The organism is Novosphingobium kaempferiae (assembly GCF_021227995.1).
GTDB lineage: Bacteria > Pseudomonadota > Alphaproteobacteria > Sphingomonadales > Sphingomonadaceae > Novosphingobium > Novosphingobium kaempferiae.
The window spans coordinates 4535655-4558845 of the sequence record NZ_CP089301.1; the positions used below are offsets into that span (position 1 = coordinate 4535655).

General features: G+C 67.7%; 23 protein-coding genes. 10 read left to right on the top strand and 13 right to left on the bottom strand.

The window, feature by feature from the left end:
* Nucleotides 1-11 precede the first annotated feature (11 nt).
* From LO787_RS20580 to LO787_RS20605, 6 genes are read right to left on the bottom strand one after another with little or no spacing between them, the layout of a single operon-like run.
* On the bottom strand, nucleotides 12-1043 hold the full coding sequence (locus LO787_RS20580) for a family 8 glycosyl hydrolase (protein ID WP_232492842.1): 1032 nt from the start codon (nucleotides 1041-1043) through the stop codon (nucleotides 12-14).
* A complete protein-coding gene (gene bcsD, locus LO787_RS20585; protein ID WP_232492843.1) occupies nucleotides 1033-1494 on the bottom strand; it encodes a cellulose biosynthesis protein BcsD in 462 nt (153 codons plus the stop codon). The genes LO787_RS20580 and bcsD overlap by 11 nt, the downstream gene beginning before the upstream one ends.
* Nucleotides 1491-5051, bottom strand: coding sequence for a cellulose synthase subunit BcsC-related outer membrane protein (locus LO787_RS20590; protein ID WP_232492844.1), 3561 nt, complete (start codon nucleotides 5049-5051; stop codon nucleotides 1491-1493). The genes bcsD and LO787_RS20590 overlap by 4 nt, the downstream gene beginning before the upstream one ends.
* Nucleotides 5048-9517, bottom strand: coding sequence for a UDP-forming cellulose synthase catalytic subunit (gene bcsA, locus LO787_RS20595; RefSeq protein WP_232492845.1), 4470 nt, complete (start codon nucleotides 9515-9517; stop codon nucleotides 5048-5050). The genes LO787_RS20590 and bcsA overlap by 4 nt, the downstream gene beginning before the upstream one ends.
* Nucleotides 9514-10269, bottom strand: a complete 756-nt coding sequence (locus LO787_RS20600; RefSeq protein WP_232492846.1) for a cellulose synthase operon protein YhjQ/BcsQ — start codon at nucleotides 10267-10269, stop codon at nucleotides 9514-9516. Before LO787_RS20600 ends, bcsA begins: the two co-directional genes overlap by 4 nt.
* A complete protein-coding gene (locus tag LO787_RS20605) occupies nucleotides 10269-10628 on the bottom strand; it encodes a hypothetical protein (protein WP_232492847.1) in 360 nt (119 codons plus the stop codon). Before LO787_RS20605 ends, LO787_RS20600 begins: the two co-directional genes overlap by 1 nt.
* Before the next feature lie 370 nt (nucleotides 10629-10998).
* On the opposite strand from LO787_RS20605, the gene LO787_RS20610 reads away from it, so the two are divergent.
* Nucleotides 10999-11355, top strand: a complete 357-nt coding sequence (locus tag LO787_RS20610; protein WP_232492848.1) for a hypothetical protein — start codon at nucleotides 10999-11001, stop codon at nucleotides 11353-11355.
* Here LO787_RS20610 and LO787_RS20615 read toward each other — a convergent pair.
* Nucleotides 11352-12416, bottom strand: coding sequence for a S66 peptidase family protein (locus LO787_RS20615; protein ID WP_232492849.1), 1065 nt, complete (start codon nucleotides 12414-12416; stop codon nucleotides 11352-11354). The two genes, LO787_RS20610 and LO787_RS20615, sit on opposite strands and share 4 nt — an antisense overlap.
* Nucleotides 12417-12508: 92 nt before the next feature.
* On the opposite strand from LO787_RS20615, the gene LO787_RS20620 reads away from it, so the two are divergent.
* Entirely contained in the window at nucleotides 12509-13384 is an 876-nt protein-coding gene (locus LO787_RS20620) for an LOG family protein (RefSeq protein WP_232492850.1), read from the top strand.
* Nucleotides 13385-13623: 239 nt separating this feature from the next.
* Nucleotides 13624-13791, top strand: a complete 168-nt coding sequence (locus LO787_RS20625) for a hypothetical protein (protein ID WP_232492851.1) — start codon at nucleotides 13624-13626, stop codon at nucleotides 13789-13791.
* Between the two features lie 118 nt (nucleotides 13792-13909).
* On the opposite strand, the gene thiD is transcribed toward LO787_RS20625, so the two are convergent.
* From thiD to glmM, 3 genes are read right to left on the bottom strand one after another with little or no spacing between them, the layout of a single operon-like run.
* On the bottom strand, nucleotides 13910-14659 hold the full coding sequence (gene thiD / locus LO787_RS20630; RefSeq protein ID WP_232492852.1) for a bifunctional hydroxymethylpyrimidine kinase/phosphomethylpyrimidine kinase: 750 nt from the start codon (nucleotides 14657-14659) through the stop codon (nucleotides 13910-13912).
* A gap of 60 nt (nucleotides 14660-14719) precedes the next feature.
* Entirely contained in the window at nucleotides 14720-14947 is a 228-nt protein-coding gene (locus tag LO787_RS20635) for a DUF1272 domain-containing protein (protein ID WP_232492853.1), read from the bottom strand.
* Nucleotides 14947-16290 carry a phosphoglucosamine mutase gene (glmM, locus tag LO787_RS20640; protein WP_232492854.1) on the bottom strand — a complete coding sequence of 448 codons (1344 nt, stop codon included), beginning with the start codon at nucleotides 16288-16290 and terminating at the stop codon, nucleotides 14947-14949. Before glmM ends, LO787_RS20635 begins: the two co-directional genes overlap by 1 nt.
* Before the next feature lie 189 nt (nucleotides 16291-16479).
* On the opposite strand from glmM, the gene LO787_RS20645 reads away from it, so the two are divergent.
* Together LO787_RS20645 and LO787_RS20650 are read left to right on the top strand one after the other, a co-directional pair.
* Nucleotides 16480-17772, top strand: a complete 1293-nt coding sequence (locus tag LO787_RS20645; RefSeq protein WP_232492855.1) for a dicarboxylate/amino acid:cation symporter — start codon at nucleotides 16480-16482, stop codon at nucleotides 17770-17772.
* Between the two features lie 185 nt (nucleotides 17773-17957).
* Nucleotides 17958-18452 carry a flavin reductase family protein gene (locus tag LO787_RS20650; RefSeq protein WP_232492856.1) on the top strand — a complete coding sequence of 165 codons (495 nt, stop codon included), beginning with the start codon at nucleotides 17958-17960 and terminating at the stop codon, nucleotides 18450-18452.
* Between the two features lie 3 nt (nucleotides 18453-18455).
* Here the strand turns inward: LO787_RS20650 and LO787_RS20655 are convergent, their stop codons facing one another.
* Nucleotides 18456-19064: an HNH endonuclease gene (locus LO787_RS20655; RefSeq protein ID WP_232492857.1), complete on the bottom strand. Its 609-nt coding sequence runs from the start codon at nucleotides 19062-19064 to the stop codon at nucleotides 18456-18458.
* Nucleotides 19065-19220: 156 nt separating this feature from the next.
* Between LO787_RS20655 and gluQRS the strand changes: the two genes are divergently transcribed.
* The 5 genes from gluQRS to LO787_RS20680 all read left to right on the top strand — a co-directional run bounded on the left by gluQRS (nucleotide 19221) and on the right by LO787_RS20680 (nucleotide 22389).
* The gene (gene gluQRS / locus LO787_RS20660; RefSeq protein ID WP_232492858.1) at nucleotides 19221-20063 is read left to right on the top strand and encodes a tRNA glutamyl-Q(34) synthetase GluQRS; all 843 of its coding nucleotides are present in this window, start codon (nucleotides 19221-19223) and stop codon (nucleotides 20061-20063) included.
* On the top strand, nucleotides 20060-20293 hold the full coding sequence (locus tag LO787_RS20665) for an HIG1 domain-containing protein (RefSeq protein ID WP_232492859.1): 234 nt from the start codon (nucleotides 20060-20062) through the stop codon (nucleotides 20291-20293). The genes gluQRS and LO787_RS20665 overlap by 4 nt, the downstream gene beginning before the upstream one ends.
* Before the next feature lie 3 nt (nucleotides 20294-20296).
* Entirely contained in the window at nucleotides 20297-20899 is a 603-nt protein-coding gene (locus LO787_RS20670) for a cob(I)yrinic acid a,c-diamide adenosyltransferase (protein ID WP_232492860.1), read from the top strand.
* 60 nt (nucleotides 20900-20959) lie between these two features.
* On the top strand, nucleotides 20960-21829 hold the full coding sequence (locus LO787_RS20675) for a 3-hydroxyacyl-CoA dehydrogenase family protein (RefSeq protein ID WP_232492861.1): 870 nt from the start codon (nucleotides 20960-20962) through the stop codon (nucleotides 21827-21829).
* Nucleotides 21830-22074: 245 nt separating this feature from the next.
* The gene (locus tag LO787_RS20680) at nucleotides 22075-22389 is read left to right on the top strand and encodes a hypothetical protein (protein WP_232492862.1); all 315 of its coding nucleotides are present in this window, start codon (nucleotides 22075-22077) and stop codon (nucleotides 22387-22389) included.
* Nucleotides 22390-22420: 31 nt separating this feature from the next.
* On the opposite strand, the gene LO787_RS20685 is transcribed toward LO787_RS20680, so the two are convergent.
* Nucleotides 22421-22657: a helix-turn-helix domain-containing protein gene (locus LO787_RS20685; protein WP_232492863.1), complete on the bottom strand. Its 237-nt coding sequence runs from the start codon at nucleotides 22655-22657 to the stop codon at nucleotides 22421-22423.
* Entirely contained in the window at nucleotides 22657-23190 is a 534-nt protein-coding gene (locus tag LO787_RS20690; protein WP_232492864.1) for a DUF2975 domain-containing protein, read from the bottom strand. The genes LO787_RS20685 and LO787_RS20690 overlap by 1 nt, the downstream gene beginning before the upstream one ends.
* Nucleotide 23191 lies beyond the last annotated feature (1 nt).

Genomic DNA, 23191 nt, shown 5'->3' on the forward strand with positions numbered 1-23191 from the left:
AGGAATTAGTTTCAGAGTCGCGCCAGCATCTGGAGCGAGGCGCTGAAGTAGTCGGTGTCCAGCACCGCGGGCGCCGTCGTGCCGATCAGCCGCGCCGCGACCGCTGCGCCGCCGCTGGAGAGCGCGTAGTTCGCCTCCTCGCCCGTCACCACGTCGATCCACGCCGGGATCGGGCGATGCTGGCCGAGGCAGGCGCGCCACCAGTCGCCTACCGGCTGCACCAGCGCCGCGCGCCCGCCGACCGCCGCGTAGAGCGGAACACGGATTGCGTCGTAGCCGAAGCGCGGCGGCTTGCCGACCGCCGGGGCGACGTCGTCGCGGCCGGTCACCGATACCCAGTCGCTGGGCAGGTGGTGCGGACCGAAGCGCGACAGCTTCGTGATCTCCTCGCAATCGCGGATGACCGCGCCCCAGGTCGATGCGCCGTCCACCTTGGAGAACTGGTCGAGCGCTGGCCATACGAAGTACGAAGGGTTCAGCGTCACCTGCGCGGTCTCCGCGAAGCCGACGAGGCCCGGCAGCAGCAGGTTGCGCTCGTAGCGGGAGATGACGCACTCGGCGCGGATCGCCTTGCGGATTTCCCGCGCGCGGTCGCTCCATTCCGAGCGCTTCCAGCGCTGCCCCGCCAGCGCGAGCGCCCACGCGATCACGAGGTCGCCGTCGGTGGCGTTGTTGGGGTCTGAGACCGGCACCGGCTGGCGCGGATCGTAGCGCCACGCGTGCAGCGCCATGTCCTCGCGCCCCAGCGTGTCCTGCGTCCACTTGGCGATGCGCTCGAACGCCTCGCGGTCGCCGGCGCGCAGGGCCAGGATCATGCCGTAGCTCTGGCCCTCAGAGTGGCTGATGCGGCCATTGCCGGTATCCACCACGCGGCCCTCGGGGGCGACGAAGCGGTCGCGCCACAGGGTCCAGAACGGGTCGTTCACCTGCTGGGCACGGCCCTGGCTGGGTGCGGTATTGCAGGCTGCGGTGAAGGCCATGAGCGCCCCCAGCGAGAATGTGCGACGATCGACCTTCGGCCGGAACAGGGAATCAGCGGCCATGACGAAGCTCGAGCGTCTCCCCCTTCCACTCCGCGACGGTGCGCAGTGCGGGGCCGCTGCCGAGCACCCGGAACCAGGAATCGTAAGCTCCCTCCAGCACGCCGAGCAGCATGCGGTGCCAGTGGCCCGCGCGATCCGGCGCGATCTCGACCGGCAGGTCGCGATGGCGCACGACGATGGCGTCGCGGCCCACGGCCAGCTCGATCTCGCCCCAGTCCAGCGCCTGCCAGAAGGCGTTGATGCGGGCGCAGAGCACCGAGGCGTCGTTCACGCCCTCCAGCGGCTCCAGCGCGGCCATGCGATGGCCGATGGCGAGGAAGAAGCCGTGCGCCTGTTCCTCGGGAATGCCTTCGCAGACTTCCGAGGCGGTGGCGATCGCCAGCAGCGCGAGGCCGCCTACGGCATGGTCGGATGGCCCGCTGCGGGGCTGGGGAAAGGCCTGCATCTTCATTTACCGGTGCTCCCGAAGCTCTGCCGCACCCCGAGGATGGAGCGGAACTCGTCATAACTGCCGAAGGTGTTGTAACCCAGTTCGCCGCCGATGCGGGTATTGGGAGTGATCTTGTAGTAGAGCGAACCCTGCGCCGACAATGCGAAGCCGGTCTTGCTGAGGCTGTCGTAATAGGACCGCACGTCGTCGTTCTGTGCCTTGAGGGCGTTGAGTTCGGCTTGTGCGGTGTCGTCGGTCGGGAAGATCGGGCTCTGGTCTTCCTTGTAGCTCTGGAAGCCCGGCGTGAACGATCCCGAAACGTCCCAGCGTTCGTCCTGCATGGTGTAGCTCACCGGGAAGCCGACCGAGATGAAGCTCTGCGGGCTGAAGTAGCCGCCGTTGCCGAACGTGAAGTAGTTCTGGCTCTTGTCGTAGCCTTGGTAGTTCACGTTGAGGCCCACGGTGACGCGCGAATGCTGGTCGCGGTAGGCTTCGAGGTAGCCGCCGACGTTGGCTTCGAAACCGACGTTGCGGGTGACGTTGTGGCCGCGCAGGCGATAGTAGCGCCCCTCGCCGTAAACGCCCGAGCCGTTCTCGTCGTAGCTGAGGCCGATGCCGCCTGCGGTGCGCATGACCTGGCCCCAGCTCTCGCCGGTGACGGGATCGCGGGTGCCCGCGTAGGAGACGATCGAGTCGGTCACCGGTTTGTGCTCGACGAAGGCGGTGGCGCGCACGTTCTGGCCGATCTTGGGGCTGACGGCGGCGCGGCCCGCGAACTTGGTCTTGCCCATGCCGACCGGGGTGGTGCCGCCTTCGAGCTGGATCGCGTCGCTCTCGTAGCCCGCCGAGAAGGCGACGCCCGAGGCGTTCTGGCTGTCGGCGTTGACGAGAGCGGAGGGCTGCTCGGCGACGATGCCCTGTGCTTCGGGCGTGGCGTTGCGGCCAAAGCGGGCGAGACCCGATCCGGTCGGACGGCCCGCGTCGATGACCACGGCCTCGCCCTTCACGAAGACGCGGCCACCGGCGGCGCCGGTCGAGAACTTGGCCGAGCCCTTGATCTCGTCGAGCTTCGACAGGCCCGTCTCGCCGGAGCGGCCGCGATAGCCGGTCTGGACATCGACGCGCGGGCCGGTGTCCTGCGCCAGCTGGTCGATCTGCGACTGGATCTGGGTCATCACCGGATCGCCGGTGTAGGCGACTGGAACTTGCGGGCCGCCGTAGGAGTTGCCGCCGAAGCCGCCGTTGTCCACGGGTGCCGCCCATCCCGTCGCGGGCGCCGACGAACCGACCGGCGAGGCATAGCGGTCAGGCGCGGCGTAGCTCGCGGCCTGCGGGGCCTGCGTCCCGGCGTAGCCGCCGAAGCCGCTCTGGCCGCTGGCGAGGCCCGGCGCTGCGCCGAAACCGCTCGCCTGCTGGCCGCCGAAGTTGCCCTGCGGCGCGGCATAGCCGAAACCGCTCTGCTGCTGTTGCGGATAGGCGGTCGGCAGGCGGGTGCCGCCACCGAGCGCGAAGGGGTTCACCTGCTGTGGCGCGGCCTGCATCTGGTTGCGGAAGGGGTTGGAACTGCCGCCGCCCATGCCACCGGGCGCATTCATCCCGGCGAAGGGATTGCCGCCCATCGCCACGCCGCCGCTCTGGCGGGCGTAGAGTTCGCGTGCGTCCTTGAGGAGGCCGACGGCGGCGCGGTCGTTCCCGCGTGCCTGCTCGACGTTGGCGAGGGCCATGCGCACGCGGTAGTCCTGCCCGTAGAGGCGCATGACCTGCCGCTGCGCCTGCTCCGAGAGGTTGCGGTCGCCTGCGGCCTGCGCGGTATCGGCGAGGCCGAGCAGCGCGTCCTTGTCGTTGGGCTTCCTTGCCAGGACCAGCTGGTAGGTCTGCGCGGCTTTCGCGGGCATGCCGCCGGTCTGGTAGAGGCGGGCGAGGCCCGACATGATCTCGGTATTGTCCGGCGCGGCACCATAGGCCTGCTGGAGAATGTCGAAGCTTTCCGCATAGCGCCCGCCGAGGCGTGCAGCGTCGGCCTGCCCGACCATCATCCCGGCGCTGATGCGCGCATAGACCTTCTGCCCGTCCGCGCTGGTGCCCGCCATCTGCGAGGCGCGCTGGAGCGCCAGCTGGGCAAGGTCGTCGCGACCGGTGCGGGTGAGCACGCCGATCAGGCCCTCATAGTCCGCGATGTTGTCGATGCGGCCGTTGGCGGCGTTGGCAGCGACTTCAGCGGCGCCCTGCGTGTCGCCGAGGTCGAACAGCGCATTGGCGACGGCGGCCTGCTTGCCTGCCGGGATCGAGGCCATCGCACCAAGCTGACGCAGCGCGTTCACCGCCTGCGCGCCCTGTCCGCTTGCCCCCATCGCCTTGGCGCGGGCGATCGCGGCATCGGTCTTCACGCTGATCGCCAGGTTGCGCATCGGCGCGGTGCGCTGCGCCTCGGGGATCATGGTGACGAGGCGGTCGGCCTCGCTGGCGCGGCCAAGGTCGTTGTTGAGCAGCGCGGCGGCGTAAAGCGAGTCCGCGTTGCCGCTGGAGGCGAGCGAGCGGATCAGCGATTCCGCCTCCGGCACCCGGCCGCGCTCGATCTGGAACTGGGCGAATTCGTAGCGGATCCACGGGTCGCTGGGGTCGAGGACGAGGCCCTGCTGGAATTCGCGCACCGCACCGAAGTCATCCCCGCGCTCGGCAGCGGCAAGGGCGCGGCCACGCGCGGCGCGCAGCTGGAGGCGCTTGTCGTCGGCGGTGGTGCCGCCCTGCGCCGCCTGGCGGTAGAGGTCGGCGGCGTCGGCGTAGCGGCCCTGCCGCTCGTAGATGTCGGCCAGCAGTTCGAGCGCCGGGCCGGGTTCCTTGTAGCCCGAGCGGACCAGCCCCTCGACGCGGCCCTGCGCATCGGCGAGGCGGTTCTGGGCGATCAGGCCCTTCGCCTCGTCCACGCCTGCGAAGAAGCGCGCGGAGGCGAGGCCCTCGGCCCACTGGCTGGCCTTGCCGTTCGCCGATGCCTGTTCGAGCAGGCTGGCGGCTTCGGCGAACTGGCCTTCGCGCAGCCGCACGAGACCGAGGCCGCCCAGCGCATCGGGGTCGCGCCGGTTGACGCCGAGCGCGCGCTGGAACGAGGCGGTCGCGGAGGACAAGTTGCCGTCGTTGAGCGCATCGAAACCGGCGACGCGGGCGCGGCCCGCGCGGTCGGCGGCGGAGACCGGGGCGGGGGCCGGGGTCGGCGCAGGCGTTGCCCTGGGCGCGGCCGGACGCGGGGTCGCGGCGGCGGTGCGGGTCGGTGCGGGCGTAGGCTTGGCGGCGACGGCCCTGGGTGCGGGCTTCGGGGCTGGCTTGGGCGCGGGGGCCGGGGCCGGCTTCGGGGCCGCAGCGGTCCTGAGCGCCGGGTTGTTCGGATCGAGGGCGCGGGCGCGCTTCAGCGCCTGCTGGGCCAGATCCTCACGCCCCTTGGAACGCCAGTACTGCGCCTGCTTGACCAGCGCATCGACGCCTGCGCTCTGGGCTTCGACGGCAGTGGGCATTGCCCCAAGGAACACCGGCGCAGTCGAGAGCAGCAGGGCGACGCCCAGTTTCGAGGTACGCGTCATCGTCATGCGTGGTCGTCCTGGCGGGCAAGCCGCTTCTGGGCCTGTCGGCGGAAGAAGATGTAGGCGGGACCGGCAAGGAGGAGCGCCAGAACCAGCGTGAAGAGGCCGAGCATCATCGGACGCTGGCTGACGTAATAGGCGAGCTTCATCCAGATCGGCAGCGAGCCGACCCAGTAGCGCTCGCTGAGGGCGAAGCTGGTCATGCCGTCGCCGCGCGTGACGGCGAGGTCGCCCTGGATCGAGGCGTTGATCTTGACGTCGGCCATGCCGTCGACGAGCGCCGGAAGCGCCGCGCCGTCGTCCGCCAGCAGCGCGACCACGGTGCGGTCGGAGGCATAGGGCGAACGGAAGCTGACGATGCCGGAGAACCCCTGCGCGTTGTAGACGACGGGCGCGGCGGCCATCGGGTCGGTCTCCTGCGAGCCGCCGAACAGCGCGGTGATGTACTGCATCGGCGAGCGTTCGGAGACGCGCAGGCGGCCGTTCTCGTAGCGGACCGGGGCGTCGGCGAACATGTCCGCTTCGGCAAGGCCGGTGCCGCCGATGACGAGCACGTCCTGGCTGGAGAGCGCGTCACCGTCGATCGTCGAGGTCACCGTCACCGCCGTCACCGGAACGCCGGTCGAGTCCCCGAAGCGGCCCATCAGCGTCAGGAACGCCTGCACCGATGCCATCGACGGGTTCGGTGCGACGACCACGGTGGTCTGCGACAGGTCGGGGCTGGCGGTGAAGGGGAAGCCGGCGCCCGCGAACGTCGCGAGGTCGGGCATCATGATCGCGTGGTAGGCGCTGGTGAGGTCGATGGTGCTCTTGGGATCGACCGAGACGCGCACGTTATCGGGCAGGGTGCCGGTGCACTTCTTCTTGTCGGCGATGATGAGGTTGTAGTCGTAGGTCAGCTCGTTCTGGCCGAACAGGTTGTAGCGGGGCAGGACGAGAGTGGCGTCGGAATCCGCGCTCTTGGCGCCCTTGCCGCCGAACAGTTCGCTCCACCAGGCCGCGCCGAGCGGCAGGGTCTTGAGGTACTGGCCGTTGATCGAGACGTCGAGGCGCGAGGCGCGGCGGTCGAGCCACTGGGCGACCGGATAGCGATAGCCGAGGTTCAGCTTGCCGCCTTCGCGGGGCCAGAAGAACAGGTCGGGCGAGACGCGGAAGCGCGTGGTCAACGGACCCGGCGGCAGGCCCATGCCCTGCAGCGCGTAAGGCTCCATGATCGAGCCGAGTTCGACCGGCTTGTCGGTGGAGAGCCAGCGCAGCGCGCCGTAGCGAGGCCAGGTGGGGATGCGCACGCCGTCGAAGCTCATGCGCTGGCCGCCGAACACGCCGCGACCGAGCGCGACTGCCGAGGCGGCGATGCGCAGGTCTTCGTCGTTGCGGCCCATGATGACGAGCAGGGTGCCGTTGGGGTCGTTGGGGTTGCGCACGGCGGCGGCGACGGGGCCGCCGGCAGGTGCGATGTCGAGGCCGGCGATGCCCTGCGTGCCCTTGAGGAACACGATGGCGTTGCCGCGCGGGATCGAGCCGACGACCGGCTGGAAGGTGAAGCCGCGATAGCTGGCGAGCGCGCCCAGCCAGCTGGCGGTGGCGGCGGCGGCCTGAAGTTCACCGGCGCGCGGCTGCGTCGCGAAGACGAAGGGCATGCGCAGCGGCACGTTCTGGCCCTTGTCGAAGAACGGCAGCGGCAGGCGCGACAGGTCCGGCCCGTAAGGCAGCGGCTGGTAGCTGAAGTCGAACCACGAGCGCGTGTTCGAGATGTTGGCCCAGAGCGAGGAGTGGAACGGATCCTCGCAGTCGCGCGCATAATGGCCGACGAGGCGCAGGTTGAGCTGGTTGTCGCCGGGCAGCAGCAGCGCCGGGTTGACCGGGATCTCCATGACCTGACCGGCGGCGTTGGCGCGGGTCAGCGGCACGGTCTGCGCGACTTCGCCGTTGACGATGACGACGAGCTGGCTGAGGTCGTCCAGCATCGAGGGCGACCAGGCCATCTGCAGGCGCAGCACGGCGCCGGTGGCGACGCGGTCCTGCCGCATGCCGAAGGGGATGCCCATTTCACCCTGCGTGCCACGCAGGCGGATCGGCTGGGCGACACGAAGATCCTTGAGCGTCAGGCGCTCCGACATGCCGCCGGTCGCTGCGGGAGCTGCGGCAGCGGCGGGCGTCGCAGCTGCGGCGGCGGCAGGCTGCGCGTGGACTTCGGAAGTGCCGAAGAACAGGCCAGCGGCGCCGATCGCGACGGCTCCGGCCAGCATCGCCGCCTTGGCGAGCGGCAGGCCGGACTTGCCGTCCTTGCCCTTGGCGGCCTTCTCGGCTTCCTTCTCGGCCTTGGCCAGCGCGGCGCGCTTGGCGGCGTTGGCGGCCTTCATCTGGCGACGTTCGGCGAAGTTCAGACGCAGCAGGCGCTTCAACGTGAGCATGTCCACCCTAAGAATGTCACCGAAGGAACGTGCGGTGCCGACCATCGCCGGCGGGCCCCACGGCTGCCACGCATCGGCGCGGCCCATGACGGCGCGCACGAGATGGCGGCCGGCGAGAATGTCGAGCTTTTCGAAGCGGACGAAGGCGTTGGTGGCGTTCGTGCGCATGGTAGTGACCGGGATCGAGAGAACCTCGTCGCCCATGGCCATGGTGATGTGGCGCACCGTGCGGTCCTTGGTCGGCAGCTCTTCCGGCAGGCTCAGCGCCGCGCCGCCCATCGAGATGTCGATGGTCTCGGCCGGGACCGTGTGGCCCGAGGCGAGGTAGGCGGTGACGGGAAGCTGGACCGGGATGCGGATGTCCACGCGCTCCTGCCGGGTCTCGCGCGCCACCGAGACGGCGGCGAGCAGGATGGCGAGGGAGAACAGCGCCCAGGCCACGTTCAGCACCAGCGTATCGGTCTGGATGTTGAACATGTAGGGGAAGAACGCCCACTTCACGACCGCCATGGTGATGCCCAGGATCACGAAGCCGATGCAGATCAGGTGCGGCTTGACGATGGCCCAGTCGAAGTAGGTCTGGTCGAGCAGCGAGCCCTTGTCGGTCACGTTGAACTTGCCCTTGCGCGGCTGGAACCAGGTCATGACGGTCGGCTTGACGAGGTGGAAGGCAAGGATCGTTTCGTAGACCTCGCCCCAGTACGGGCGACGCCAGCCGCCCTGCGTCTTCTCGTTGGCGACCGACGAGCAGAACAGGTGGGGCAGGGCGTAGGCGAAGATCAGCGAGGCCGAGGCCTGGATGATGTTCTGGCCGAAGATGAGGTAGGCGAGCGGGCTGGTCAGGAACACGATGCGCGGCAGCGGATACTGGAAGTGCATCATCGCGTTCAGGTAGCAAAGGCGCTGCTGCCAGGTCAGGCCGCGGCCGAGCAGCGGATTGTCGATGCGCAGGATCTGCGTCATGCCGCGCGCCCAGCGGATGCGCTGGCCGACGTGGAGGACGAGGCGCTCGGTGGCGAGACCGGCGGAGAGGCGCGCCGAGATGTAGGCGGTGTTCCAGCCGGTGCGCTGCAGCTTGAGCGCGGTGTGGGCGTCCTCGGTCACGGTCTCGCCCGCGAAGCCGTTCGTCTCCATCAGCGCTTCGCGGCGGATGATCGCGCAGGAACCGCAGAAGAAGGTGGCGTTCCACAAGTCGTTGCCGCCCTGCACCGGGCCGTAGAACAGGTCGCCTTCGCCCGGCATGTCGCCCATGGTCTGCGCCAGATTGCGCTGGACCGGATCGGGCGAATACATGTGGTGCGGGGTCTGGAGCAGCGCGAGGCGCGGATCCTGTTGGAACCAGCCGACGGTGAGCTGCAGGAACGCGCGGGTCGGGACGTGGTCGCAGTCGAAGATCGCGATCAGTTCGCCGTCGGTCTTCTTCATCGCGGCGTTGAGGTTGCCCGCCTTGGCGTGCAGGTTGTTGTCGCGGGTGATGTAGCCGCAGCCGGCTTCCTTGGCGAAGGCGCGGAAATCGGGGCGCTTGCCGTCGTCGAGGATGAAGACGCGGTAGCGATCGACCGGATAGTCGAGGTCCATCGCCGCGAAGACCGTGTTGCGCACGATCTCAAGGCTCTCGTTGTAGGTCGGGATGTAGATGTCGACGGTCGGCCAGGTGTCGGGCTCGCCCTCGGGCTCGATCACCGGGCGGTCGAGCGGCCAGGTGGTCTGGAGGAAGCCGAGCAGCAGGATGACCCAGGCGTAGAGCTCCGCGATGTACAGCACACCGCCGAACAGGAATTCCAGCGGGGTGTTGAACTCGATCGTTTGCGTCGTGCGCCAGAACAGATAGCGGGTCGACACCAGCACCGCGAGGATGCCGAGCGCGACCGCGCCCATGCGGCCCTTGATGCGACGCATGACCAGCGCTCCGGCCATCGTGACGCCCGCGCAGACCCACTGCGCGGTACCGTCCAGCGGCACGCCGATCACGACGGCGGCGATCCCGATGATCGCGGCGACGGAGGCATAGCGGGCGAGCCGGTTGTCCAGCACGCGGGCGGAGAGCTTCTCGATCATGCAGCGCGGCTCGACGAGGAAGAGGGAGCGGAGGAGCCACGCGCCACCCACGGGCGGCCGGGCGTCTCGAGCGCGGGAACCAGCGCGGTGCCGATCGCCTTGGCGTCGGCCAGCGCGGCGCTGGAGGGCGCGTACTTGGCGAGCGGCTGGAGCATCGCGATCGCCTCGGGCACCGATTCATCCAGGCGGACGCGGCCAAGCAGGCGCTGGCCCACCAGTTCGCGGATGAACGCGGATGAATGGCGCGACAGGCGGCGCGTCTCGTCCAGCGCGTTGATGACGAAGCGGGTCGCGGCGATGGCCTCGGGGCTGGCCTCGTCGAGCACCTGCGGCATCAGCGCCAGCATGTCCGGCGCGGCGTTGAGCACGCAGACCGAGGCGCTGGCGTGCGGGATCACGCGGCGGGCGAAGGCGAAGTCGGCCGAGGGGACGTCGATCACCATGACCTTGTCCTGCCCGGTCTCCAGGAAGCCGAGGTCGCGCAGGGCGGGGACGAAGTCGTTGTCCTCGGGCGCGGTGGTCAGGCTGCGCAGGTCGATGCCCGCGACCAACACCGAATCCTCTGCCGGGGCGAACAGCGAGGGCAGCGACATCGCGGGCTGGAGGCCGAAGTGCAGCGGCATCGTGTCGCGCTTGGCGATCGTCAGCACGGTGACGTCGGCGCCCGCTTCGGACAGCGCCATCGCGGTGTGCGCGGCGATGAAGGTGTTGCCGGAGCCGCCCTTCAGGCTGTGGGTGACGATGACGGGCATCAGATCTTCCCCTGCGAGCCGAGGTCGGACAAGTGGCGGAGCATCGCGCGCACGTCCTGCTGCTGCCCGCCGCCGCGCCGGTCGGCGGGGGTGTCGGCGGCGGCAGGTCCGCGCCCGTAGCGGCTGAACAGCGAGCTCAAGCTCTCGCCCGAGTAGGTTTCGACGATGTCTGCGGGAGCCGGTTCCGGCGACGCGGCGATGGCGACTTCGGTCTGGTCGATCGCCTGCAGGCGCGGATCGCGCAGCAAGGCTTCGAGGATCGGCCAGAGTTCGAGTTCGCTGAAGCGATCCTCGAATTCCTTGTAGGCGAAGTCGTTCTTCCCAAGCCGGTCGAGCAGATTTCTGGCATCGATGCGCATAAGAACCCCTGTATGAACACGTAAATTCTGCCCAAAGAATGGTTAAGAAAGGGTGTTCGGGGTTTTGCGGCTCGTCGATTCAACGCCTCTGCAAAGCACGGATCGCCGCCGTTTCGGGCGGAAAACTCAGGAAAACGGGCTCGATCCGGCGCCAGTTGGTGCAATCCTTTGCAGATTAACCATGCCTTATAACCAGACAAACGGGCACGCCAATATGTGATTCGGAAAAATACGCAGGCGCTTGGAGAGCGGTGCGGCAAGGATTTGCCGGGTATGAAGGACACTCACTGAAACCGGTTAACGCTGCTGGAAGGATACGCCACCCATGCCGGAGTTCCTGGCCCGCCCGGAAGAGCCCCGGACCGGGGATATGCCCCGGATCGATCCGTCGCCGGACCGCCCGTCCGACCGTCGCCATTCGCGCCGTCGGGTGGAGATGCTCGCCCGGTTCCGGCGCGGTGTTGCCAGCACGACGGTCATGCTCAAGGATCTGACCCCGCTCGGCGCGCGGGTCGAGGGCGTGGGGTTGCTGGAGTCCGAGGAAGTGGTTTCGCTGACGCTCCCCGGCTGTCGGCCCGCGATGGCCTTCGTCGCCTGGGCGAACGAACACTGCGCGGGTCTGGAGTTCCTGGAGCCGCTGGGCGATGGCCTGTTCGGTGAATTGGTGGCGCAGTACGGCCTCAGCGGCGGTGGGAGCGCGCTAGCGCCCCTGCGCCTGATTCCCTAGACCACCGCCGGTTCCAGCAGCCGCAGCGTTCCCGCATCGGCGTCCATCTCGGCCATGACGCCCACCGGTACGCTGACCTGCCCAGCGACGTGCCCGATCATCAGCCCCTGGAAGGCGGGGACGCCCAGCGCGGCGAAGCGGCGGTCCATCACTTCGTAGACGGTGAGGTTGGAATAGCCGCCGTCCGGGTTCTCGCAATGCGTGCATTGCCCGAAGATCACGCCCGCGACCTTGCCGAGAATGCCCGAGAGCGCCAGTTGCGTCAGCATCCGGTCGATCCGGTACTCGGCCTCGTTGGTCTCCTCCAGGAACAGGATCGCGCCGTCGAAGTCGGGCAGCCAAGGCGTGCCGACCAGCGCGCTCAGTACCGCAAGGTTGCCGCCGAGCAGCCGCCCGCGTGCCTTGCCGCGGTGGAAGATCTTCACCGCCGGGCCGCGTCCGAAAAGGTTCGGCCCGGCATAGGCGGGCACCGAATAGCTGGCGAGCGCGCCCTCGAAAGCGACTTGCCGGAACGATTCCCACGACGACGGCGGCCACGATGTCGCGGCGGTCGGCCCGTGGATCGAGGCGACGCCGTTGTGCGCCAGCGCGAGGCACAGCGCGGTGTTGTCGCTGAACCCCGCGAAGAGCTTGGGCGCCTTGCGGATCGCCGCGAAGTCCAGCAGCGGCAGCAGGCGCGCCGAGCCCCAGCCGCCGCGCACCGCCATGATCGCGCGCACGCTCTCGTCGGCGAACATCGCCGTGAGATCCTTGGCGCGCACTTCGTCAGAGCCCGCAAGGTAGCCGTCGCGCGCGGTCAGGTGCGGGGAGAAGCGCGGTTCGAGGCCCATGGCCCGCACCGTCGCGCCGATCTCGTCGAGGCCGAAACGGTCCGCCACGAACCCGGCCGGCGCCACCAGCCCGAGCACGTCGCCGTTGCGAAGCCTTGGCGGGCGCACCATATCCTGCGTCGTGATCGGCGGTTTCCCGCGTGCAACGGCGCCCAGAGCAGGCAGGGCACAGAGCCCGCCGCCAATCCCCACCAGAGCGCCGCGCCGCGTGATCGCCGTTCCGTTCATCATGGCGGCAACCTAGCCGCTGTACCCATGCGTGCAACACGGTCCGGACATATCCGTTCTCGACGCGCGCCCCGCGCCATGCCTATGAAGAGCCAATGACCGAAAAAGAAGACAAAGACGTCACCGAACGCCGTTTCTACAAGGCCGAGCAGGAAGCCGGTTTCGCCGAGAAGCAGGCCGATACCATCCAGACCGGCCACCCGGCCTACCAGCTCGCCTTCCGCGACACCGATTTCCTGCTGCGCGACGAGCTTCGCCCCGTCCGCTTCCAGCTGGAACTGCTCAAGCCCGAGATGCTGCTCGAGGAAGCCAACATCGGCTCCACGCTGGTGATGTACGGCTCAGCGCGCATCCCCTCGCCCGAGAAGGCCGACGCGGTGCTCGCCGCCGCCGCGACGGACGAGCAGAAGGTCGTCGCCGAACGTCTCGCCGCCAAGGCGAAGTACTATGACGAGGCGCGCAAGCTCGCCCGCCTCGCCAGCCAGTGCGCCATCGTCGAGAAGGGCATGCGCCAGTTCGTCGTCTGCTCGGGCGGCGGGCCGTCGATCATGGAAGCCGCCAATCGCGGTGCGGCGGAAGTCGGCGCGGAATCGCTGGGCCTCAACATCGTGCTCCCGCACGAACAGGCGCCCAACCGCTTCGTGACGCCGCGCCTCTCGTTCCAGTTCCACTACTTTGCGCTCCGCAAGATGCACTTCCTGCTGCGCGCCCGCGCGGTGGCGGTGTTCCCGGGCGGCTTCGGCACCTTCGACGAGTTCTTCGAACTGCTGACGCTGATCCAGACCGGCAAGATGAAGCCGATCCCGATCCTGCTCTACGGCCGCGAGTTCTGGGAGCGCGTGGTCAACTTCGAGGCGCTGGCCGAGGAAGGCGTCATCAACGCCAAGGACCTGGAGCTGTTCCGCTGGTGCGAGACCGCCGAGGAAGGCTGGAGCCACGTCAGCGACTTCTACGGACTCGACTGCGGGTAAGGGACGGTAGCCCGTCATCTTGATTGCGACCTCGGCCTGGACCGGGGTCGCAATGATAACACGATGAAGCGGAGATGAAGCGTCGCCGTCGCTCAACGGCAACGAAGTACCTGAATGGGTGGGAAAACCGTCACTGTTCGGATTCTTCGAACACAATAAGCGAACTTATCCGAGTGCACTGGAAGGCGGGATGAGCGCATAGGCGTTCTCACACGAAGCCCCCGCACAGGATCACCGCCATGAGCCAGTTCATCCAGCCCCTCAACGATCGCGCCCGGTCCCTCGCAGACTATGCGCAGCCCGTCATCGTCGCCCTCAGCACTGCCGGCCTCACCGGTGGCGCCATGGCTGCCGTGGGCCTGCTTGCCGATACCGCGCTGCGCCGCAACCGCACGACGCTGAACTGAAATGGTCCTTGCCCGTCCCCTCCGTTCGTCATTGCGAGCGTAGCGAAGCAATCCAGAGCGGTGTGTCCCGCGCTCTGGATTGCTTCGCTACGCTCGCAATGACGAAGGTAAGACCGCCTCAGCGGACGGCGTGGTGCCCCATCGGCCCGTGCCCTTCGCCGAAGCCCGGCGCGGCCAGCAGCGCGGCGCGCACGAAGTCTCGCGCATCCTCGATCGCCTCGGCCAGCGGAGCCCCTTGCCCGAGGAACGTGGCGATCGCGCTCGACAGCGTGCAGCCGGTGCCGTGGGTGTGGCGCGTCTCGACGCGCGGCGCGGTCCAGATCACCGGCTCCTGGCCCGGAAGGACCAGCCGGTCCTCCACCACGTCGCCCGGCGCGTCGCCGCCCTTGGCGATATAGGCCACGCCCTTGGCCGTCAGCGCCGCGTCACCGCCCAGAGCCGCCAGTTCGTTGAAGTTCGGGGTGGTCAGGCAGGCGATGCCCATCAGCCGCTCGAATGCGGCGATCGTGGCGTCGTCCGCCAGCACCGAACCGGCGGTGGACACCATCACCGGGTCGAAGATGATCGGCACACCGAGGTTCTCCAGCCGATCGGCGACGACCGAGGCGATCTCCGGGCTGCCCAGCATCCCGATCTTCACCGCATCGACGCCGATGTCGCTGACGCACGCATCGATCTGCGCCGCGACCATCTGCGCGGAAAGCGCGACGACATCGGTGACGCCCGTGGTGTTCTGCGCGGTGATCGCGGTGATCGCGGTCATGGCATAGCCGCCCAGCAGCGTGATCGTCTTGATGTCGGCCTGGATGCCGGCGCCGCCGGAACTGTCGGATCCGGCGATGGAAAGGATGCGGGGAGGCTGGTTCATGGCCGCGCTCCATACCCGCACAGGGCGGGCGGTGTCGAGCCTCGCACAAATAGCCCCAGATCACCCCTTGTAGTGGCGAACCTTGGACGGCGGCGCGGAATCGTGGTGCCGCTTCGCCCGCGTCGGGCGGTCCACCAGTTCCCCTCCGCAACTGGGGCACATGTCGTCGAGCGCATCGGCGCATTCCGCGCAGTAGGTACACTCGAACGAGCAGATGAACGCGCCGGGGGCCTCGGCCGGAAGGTCGGTGCCGCAGCGTTCGCAATCGGGGCGCATTTCCAGGGGCATCAGGCGGCGGCCTTCTCTACGGCGTGACAGATGGATGCGACGGCGGCCTCCACTTCGCCCGCATCGTCGCCCTCGGCCATGACGCGGATGACCGGCTCGGTCCCGGAGGGGCGGATAACCAGACGACCGCGCCCGTTGAGCGAAGCCTCGGCATCGGCGATGGCCGCCTTGACGCTGTCGGTTTCGAGTGGCTTCCCGCCGCCGAAGCGGACATTGCGCAGAAGCTGCGGCACGGGGTCGAACAGGTGGAGCAGTTCGCTCGCCTGCTTGCCCGACTGGACGAGCGCGGAGAGCACCTGCAGCGCGGCGACGGTGCCGTCGCCGGTGGTCGCATGGTCGAGCAGGATCATGTGGCCGGACTGTTCGCCGCCGACGTTGAACCCGCCGCTCCTCATGCGCTCAAGGACATGCCTGTCGCCCACCGCGGTGCGTTCCAGTGTCAGGTCAATGCCGTTTAGGTACCGTTCAAGCCCCAGGTTCGACATCACCGTGGCGACCACGCCGCCGCCGCGAAGTTCCCCGCGCGCGGCAAGCTGACTGCCGATCAGCGCCATGATCTGGTCGCCGTCGACGGTCTGTCCCTTCTCGTCCACCACGATCAGCCGATCCGCATCGCCATCGAGCGCGATGCCTATGTCGGCACCTGCGGAAACCACGGTTTCCTGCAGCAATTCGACGTGCGTGGAGCCGCAGCGCTCGTTGATGTTCTTGCCGTTGGGGGAGACGCCGACCGCGACGATCTCCGCCCCAAGCTCCCAGAAAGCCGAGGGTGCGACCTGATAGGCGGCGCCATTCGCGCAATCGACCGCGATCTTCAGCCCGTCGAGCCGCACGGTCGAGGGCAGCGAGGCCTTCACCGCATGGATATACCGCCCCCGCGCATCGTCAACGCGCCGCGCACGGCCGATTTCGGGCGATGCGGCGAGGGCAAGCTCCTCGCCCACTAGCATGGCCTCGATCGCCAGTTCGTCCTCGTCGGACAGCTTGAAACCGTCGGGACCGAACAGCTTGATCCCGTTATCCTCATAAGGATTGTGGCTGGCGGAGATCATCACACCCACGTCGGCACGCAGTTCGCGGGTGAGCAGCGCGACGGCAGGTGTCGGCATCGGGCCGAGCAGCACCACGTCCATCCCGACACTGGTGAAGCCCGCGACCATCGCGTTCTCCAGCATGTAGCCCGAAAGCCGCGTGTCCTTGCCGATCACCACGCGATGCCGGTGCGTGCCGCGCAGGAAGCGCGTGCCGGCAGCCTGCCCGACCTTCATCGCCATGGCGGCGGTCATCGCGCCTTGGTTGGTGCGGCCGCGAATACCGTCGGTGCCGAAGAACTGCTTACCCATTCCGTGTCCTCTTGCGCGAAGCCCGAATCTCCAGCCGCGCTCTGCAACCCGAGGCGTTACCGCCTACTGAACGCTGCCTTACAGTCTGGTTAGGATTCCGTCGAACGGGGATTTTCGTCGCGCTCTATCGGGCGGCTTGAGCAACGCCAAATTGCCAACCGGTGCGCCGCCGCCTATCTGTCGGCCCGCATGACTCCTCCCCCTCCTGCCCCGCCGAGCGCTTCGCGCATCCCCGAGATCCGCGTGCCGGGAACGCTCACCCTTGTCGGGCTCGTCGCCGGACTGGTGATCGGGCTGCTGTTGGCGGGTAAACCCCTCGCTGATGCGGCGCTGAAGGTGACGGGGCCGATCGGTTCGCTGTGGCTGCAGGGCCTGCAGATGACCATCCTGCCGCTCGTCGCCGGGCTGTTGTTCTCGGGCATCGTTGAGACGGTCGCCGCGGCAAAAGCAGGGGCGATGGCGCGACGCACGCTGGGCATCATCGTCGGTTTCCTCGCCTTCAGCGCCACGCTCGGCGCAGTGGCGATGCCGGTGCTGCTGGACCTGTTCCCGGTGCCCGCCGGGGTCAGCTTTCCCCACGGCGCCGACCCGGGCAAGGCGCCGGGAATCTCGGAATTCCTTGCCTCGCTGCTGCCCGACAACGTGATCTCCGCAGCGGCGGCGAGCGCGATGCTGCCGGTGATCGTCTTCGTCGGCCTCTTCGCGCTCGCCTCCACCCGCCTCGCCGACGAACCGCGCCGCGCGCTGGCGGTGCTGTTCGAGGGGCTGGCGGGCGCGATGATGGTGGTGATCGGCTGGGTGCTGATGCTCGCGCCGATCGGCGTCTTCGCGCTCGGCCTGACGCTGGGCGTGCGCAGCGGCGGCGCGGCGCTGGGGGCGCTGGCGCATTACATCGTCCTGGTTGTCGCCGTGGGCACCGTGGTGATGATCGCGGGCTACTTGATTGCGGTTTTCGGCGGCAAGCGCAGCCTGCCCGCCTTCGCCGCCGCGATCCTGCCGGCGCAGGTGGTGGCGATCTCCACCCAGTCCTCGATCGCGACGGTTCCCGCGATGCTGGCTTCAAGCCGCAAGCTGGGCGTGAGCTCCACAACGGCGGAGTTCGTCCTGCCGCTCGCCGTCACGCTTTTCCGTGCCACCGGACCGGCGATGAACATGGCGGTGGCGGTCTATGCGGCGAAGCTTGCCGGTTTCGAGTTAACCACTGGCGCGCTTGCCGCCGGCGCGTTCGTAGCATTTGCCACCACGTTCGGCGCGGTATCGCTTCCCGGCACGATCAGTTTCGTGTCGTCCATCGGACCGATTGCCGCAGCCATGGGCGTGCCGCTGTGGCCTTTGGGCATCCTCGTCGCCGTGGAGGTGCTGCCCGATCTCATGCGCACCGTGGGCAACGTCACGATGGACGTCGCAGTGACGACGGCAGTCGATGCAAGCGTCGATGCTGAAGGACACAATGCGGCGGAAACGACTGAAACTATTCACTGAACGCTTCGTCGCACAGAGATGCAACCGGATCGGATGTAATTCGCTGACAGGGTGTAAGCCAGCCAGAGGAGCCCCCCGCCTTGGTCACATCGGCATCGCTCGCCCACGACGCTTTCGCCCAGCCGGAAGCGTTGCGAAGCCTCCCCGTTTCGCACGCTCGACGGTTCCTTGAACCCGGGCCGGTAGTGCTCCTGACGACCCGCGACGCGGGCAACGACAACGTGATGACGCTGGGTTGGCATCAGGTTCTGGAGAGCAGCCCGTCGCTTGTGTCCTGCGTTGTTTCACGTGGAAGTCGCAGTTTCGAAATGCTCTGCGCCACGGGCGAGTGTGTCCTGAACGTGCCAACGGCGGACATGCTCGACACCGTCGCGCGTGCGGGCAATTGCTCGGGCGAGCAGATCGACAAGTTCGCTGAACTCGGCCTTGACCGCGCCGAAGCCGAGGAGGTGGATGCGGCGATCCTGCCGCAGTGCCATGCCCATATCGAGTGCCGCATGCGGGACGACCGGGCGGTCGATCGCTACAACCTGTTCATCCTCGAAGTCATGCACATCAGCGCCCGTTTCGAGCCGGGAGAGCCTGACTTCCTTCATTATGTGGGGGATGGAGTGTTCATGCACTCAGGCAGGCGTGTGTCGCGCCGTCGCCTGTTTCGCCCGGAAATGCTGGGCTTCTGAGCCCTATTCCTCCAGCTCGATGTCCCAGTAGAGCCAGTCGCGCCAAGTTTCGTGCAGGTAGTTGGGCGGGAAGCCGCGCCCGCGTTCCTGCAACTGCCAGCTCGTCGGCCGGATCGGCGGGACGAGAGGAGGCATGTTCGCCTGCTTCGGCGTGCGCCCGCCCTTGCGCAGATTGCAGGGCGCGCAGGCGGTGAGGATGTTTTCCCAGCTTGTCCGCCCGCCGAGGCGGCGCGGGACGACATGGTCGAACGTCAGGTTGTGCGGGCTGCCGCAGTACTGGCAGGAAAACCTGTCTCGCAGGAACAGGTTGAAGCGCGTGAAGGCGGGAAACTCGCTCGGCTTCACGTACTGGCGCAGCGCGATCACCGAGGGAATCTGCATCGTCCAGTTCGGCGAATGCACCGCGCGTTCGTAGCTGGAGATGATGTCCACCCGCTCCAGAACCACGGCCTTTATGGCGGTCTGCCAGGGCCAGAGGCTGAGGGGGTAGTAGGAAAGCGGCGTATAGTCCGCGTTCAGGACAAGGGCAGGGCAGTCTGAAAGACTTCGGGAGGGATCACCCTCCGCGCTGCGGAACCGGGCCGCGCGCTCGATCAGCTCCGACTTGAGCATGGCCTCCTGTCGCAGGCCGGGATTGCGGTTTGATGGCAGTCCATGCGCTATTTCCAGCACTTGAGCGAGTCTGCGTCAAGATATGGGATTCGCAAGGCACATGCGCAATCCACAGGCGTGTTTGCGGATGGGCTTGCCGGCGCTAGGACGTGGCCGATGCGCACCCGCTTCGCCCCCAGTCCCAACGGCCCGCTGCACCTCGGTCACGCCTACGCGGCCATTGTCGCCCACGACACGGCGCGGGCACGGGGCGGGGAGTTCATCCTGCGGATCGAGGATATCGACGGCGAGCGCAGCCGAGCGGAATTCGTCGAGGAGTTCTTCCGCGATCTCGAATGGCTGGGGCTCGAATGGGACGGGGAGCCGGTGTTCCAGTCGCACCGGCTGGAGAGCCATGCGGCGGCTGGAGAACGGCTGAAATCCATGGGTCTGCTCTATCCCTGCATCTGCACCCGGGCCGAGATCACCGCCGCTGCAACCGCGTTCGGGCCGGACGGGCCGGTCTATCCCGGCACCTGCCGCCATCGCGCGGTCGATCCCGTCAATGCGGCGTGGCGGCTGGACGTGGGCAAGGCCATGGACCTTGCCGGGCCGCTCGAATGGGTGGACGAGCATGCGGGTCCGCAGGTCGCAAACCCGCAGATTTTCGGCGATGTCGTGCTGCTGCGCAAGGACTTGCCCGCCAGCTACCACCTCGCGGCGACGCTGGACGATGCCACGGACGGGATCACTCTGGTCACGCGGGGCATGGACCTGTTCCCCGCAAGCCACGTCCACCGGCTGCTCCAGGCGCTGCTCGGCCTGTCGGTGCCGACCTGGTTGCATCACCCGCTGCTGGTCGAGGCGGACGGGCGGAAGCTGGCGAAAAGGCGCGGTTCTCCGTCACTTAGCGACCGTCGCCGGGCCGGGGAGGACGGGCGCGCCATCGCCGAGGCATTGCGCGAAGGGCGCTTGCCCGCTGGCCTTTCGCTGTCGCAGGGCGTAGACCACGGGGCATGAGCTATATTCTCGTTCCCGTTATCATCGTGCTGGTGGTCATGGTCATCGTCAGTCTTGTGCGTGGTATCATCGCGTTCATGAACAGTACGCGGGACGATCTGCATCGCGATCCCAATGAAACGGGGCCTTCGCCGAACCAGATCCTGCAGAACAAGATGATGTTCAACCGTATCAAGTACCAGGCGGCCGCCGTACTCGTCTGTGCTCTTCTTCTGGCAATGGCGCGCTAGGTCTTGGTAAAGCTAAACAAGATCTACACCCGCACGGGTGATGACGGCACCACCGGCCTCGTCGACGGATCGCGACTGCCGAAATACGCCGCCCGCATGGAGGCGATCGGTGCCGTGGACGAGACGAACAGCGCGATCGGCCTCGCCGCATGCGCACTGAACGGCACAGAGCACGCACCGAACGGCACCGGGCGACACCGAGCAGTGCTTGTGCGCATCCAGAACGACCTCTTCGACCTCGGAGCCGACCTCGCGACGCCCGCAGGGGAGGACGAGGACTTCGCGCCCGGCGAAATGACCCTGCGCATCGTCCCCTCGCAGGCCGAATGGCTCGAGCACGCGATCGACGCGATCAACGACAACCTCTCCCCCCTGCGCAGCTTCATCCTGCCCGGCGGGAGCGAGGCGGCGGCGCGCGTCCATGTCGCCCGCGCCTCCGCCCGGGCGGCCGAGCGCCGCGCCACCGCGCTCGCCGCCACCGATGCGGTCAACCCCGCCGCGCTCGCCTACCTCAACCGGCTGAGCGATTACCTCTTCGTCCTCGCCCGGGCGCTCAATCGTGACGGCGCCGACGACGTGCTTTGGGTGCCGGGACAGAATCGCTAGGTTCCCTCCCCGATGCCGAGATGTTAAGCGCTCGGTTAAATCATCGAAGGGAGTTTGGCAGTGCAGTCAGTCGGCATCATCGGCGCGGGCATCATGGGTTCGGGCATCGCGCAGACCGTGGCGAGCAAGGGCATGGACGTGATCCTCACGGACGTCAGCCTGGAGAATGCGGAGAAGGGCAAGGCCGGGATCGCCAAGGGGCTGGCGAAGCTGGTCGCCAAGGAGAAGATCTCGCAGGCCGATGCCGACGCGCTGCTCGCCCGCATCACCCCCGCCGCCGACTACACCGCGATGTCCGGCTGCGACCTCATCATCGAGGCCGCGACCGAGCGCGAGGACATCAAGCACAAGATCTTCGAGGCCGCCGGTAAGGTGCTGGGCGCCAATGCCATCATGGCGTCGAACACCAGCTCGATCCCGATCACCCGCATGGCTGCCAGCTCGCCCGATGCGGCGCGCTTCTGCGGGCTGCACTTCTTCAACCCGGTGCCGCTCATGGGCCTCGTCGAAGTGATCCCCGGCCTCGCCACCTCGCAGGACACGATCGAGAGGATGAAGGCGTTCGGCGAGAAGCTGGGCAAGACCGTGGTGCTGGCGGGCGACGAGCCCGGCTTCGTCGTCAACCGCATCCTGTGCCCGATGCTGAACGAGGCGATCTTCGTCCTCGGCGCGGGCATCGGCTCGGTCGAGGATATCGACGCGGGCTGCAAGATCGGCCTCAATCACCCGATGGGCCCGCTGACGCTGGCGGACTTCGTCGGCCTCGACACCCTGCTGGAGATCATGAAGGTGTTCCACTCGACCACCGGCGATCCCAAGTACCGCCCCGCGCCGCTGCTCCAGAAGTACGTCGAGGCGGGCTGGTACGGCCGCAAGAGCGGCAAGGGCTTCTACGACTACTCGGGCGAGACGCCGGTCCCGAGCCGCTGACGAGATAGCGGGGAGAGATACAGCGGCAAGATACAGGGGCGCAGGAGCGCACAGGCCTCCTGCGCCCTTTCCTCTCGTCATTGCGAGCGCAGCGAAGCAATCCAGCGTCACGGGCCCACCGTGGATTGCTTCCCCCGGCCTGCGCCGGGGTCGCAATGACGAAAGGGCAGGATGATGATGAAAGGGTAAGCGCGGCGGAACCCGTCACTCTCTCCGGCCGTTCACCCGGCATAGGAGATACCCCGATGATCGACCGCCCCGAAGACGCCGAAACGGAAAATCCTGAACAGGACGACGAGGAGGAGCAGGCCCAGACTTTCGCCGAACTGGCGCAGGGCCGCTCGTCCACCGGGTTCGGGCTGCAGGATACCGAGAAGGTCAAGGGCGGCATTCGCGACGAGGACGATGTCGTCGATCTGGTCGACCGCATGAACCAGATGGATTCGAGCGGCACCATCGATATGTCCGCCTACGACGGCGAGGAGACGATGGACGACCTTGAGAACCGCTACGGCGAAGACAACGCCGCTGACGATGAATTCTCCGACGACGATTCCTGACGCCGGTTCGTGAAGGATGGCGAGAGGCGGGCTATTGACCCGCCCCGGCCTCGTACCCCAGCAGATCGCCGGGCTGGCACTCAAGCTCGCGGCAGATCGCTTCCAGCGTCGAGAAGCGGATCGCCTTGGCCTTGCCGGTCTTGAGGATCGACAGGTTGGCGAGGGTGATGCCGATGCGCTCGGCCAGTTCGGTCAGCGTCATGCGGCGCTGGTGCAGAAGATCGTCGAGACGGACCACGATATTGGCTCCTTCGGTTTCGTCGCCCATCACACCATGCCTTCCAGGTCGGCGCGCATTTCCGCACCCTTGCGGAAGACGCGGGCGAGGATGAACAGGATCACCGCCAGCAGCAGGCCGCTCATCGAAAAGCCCACCTGAAGGTCGGAATGGCCTTCGGGGAAGGCGCGCGCGATCCACAGCGCCAGACCGCCGATCGGGAAGGTGAGTGCTTCTATGGCAAGCGTCAGCCAGGCCATCGCCGCAAGCCGCGTGGCGTTGATCGGCACGAACGGGTCGCCGAGGCCGACGGAGTCGATGATCCGCAGCAGGTGGCGCAGGAACAGGAACCCCAGCACCGCGCCGACCGCGACGAGCAGCATGACCGCGCCGATGGCGAGGAAGGTCTGGCTGGTGAGCCCCTCCACGTCGCCCGAGGCCTTGGCCATGATGTCGAACCGGCCGAAGACCATGAACGGGGCCAGGACCGTCATGATCGCACCGACGAGCACGCATAGGCCCATGGAGAAGAAAACCACGCCACGGGCGATGGCGAGCAGGGGATCGCGGGTGATCGAACGCATC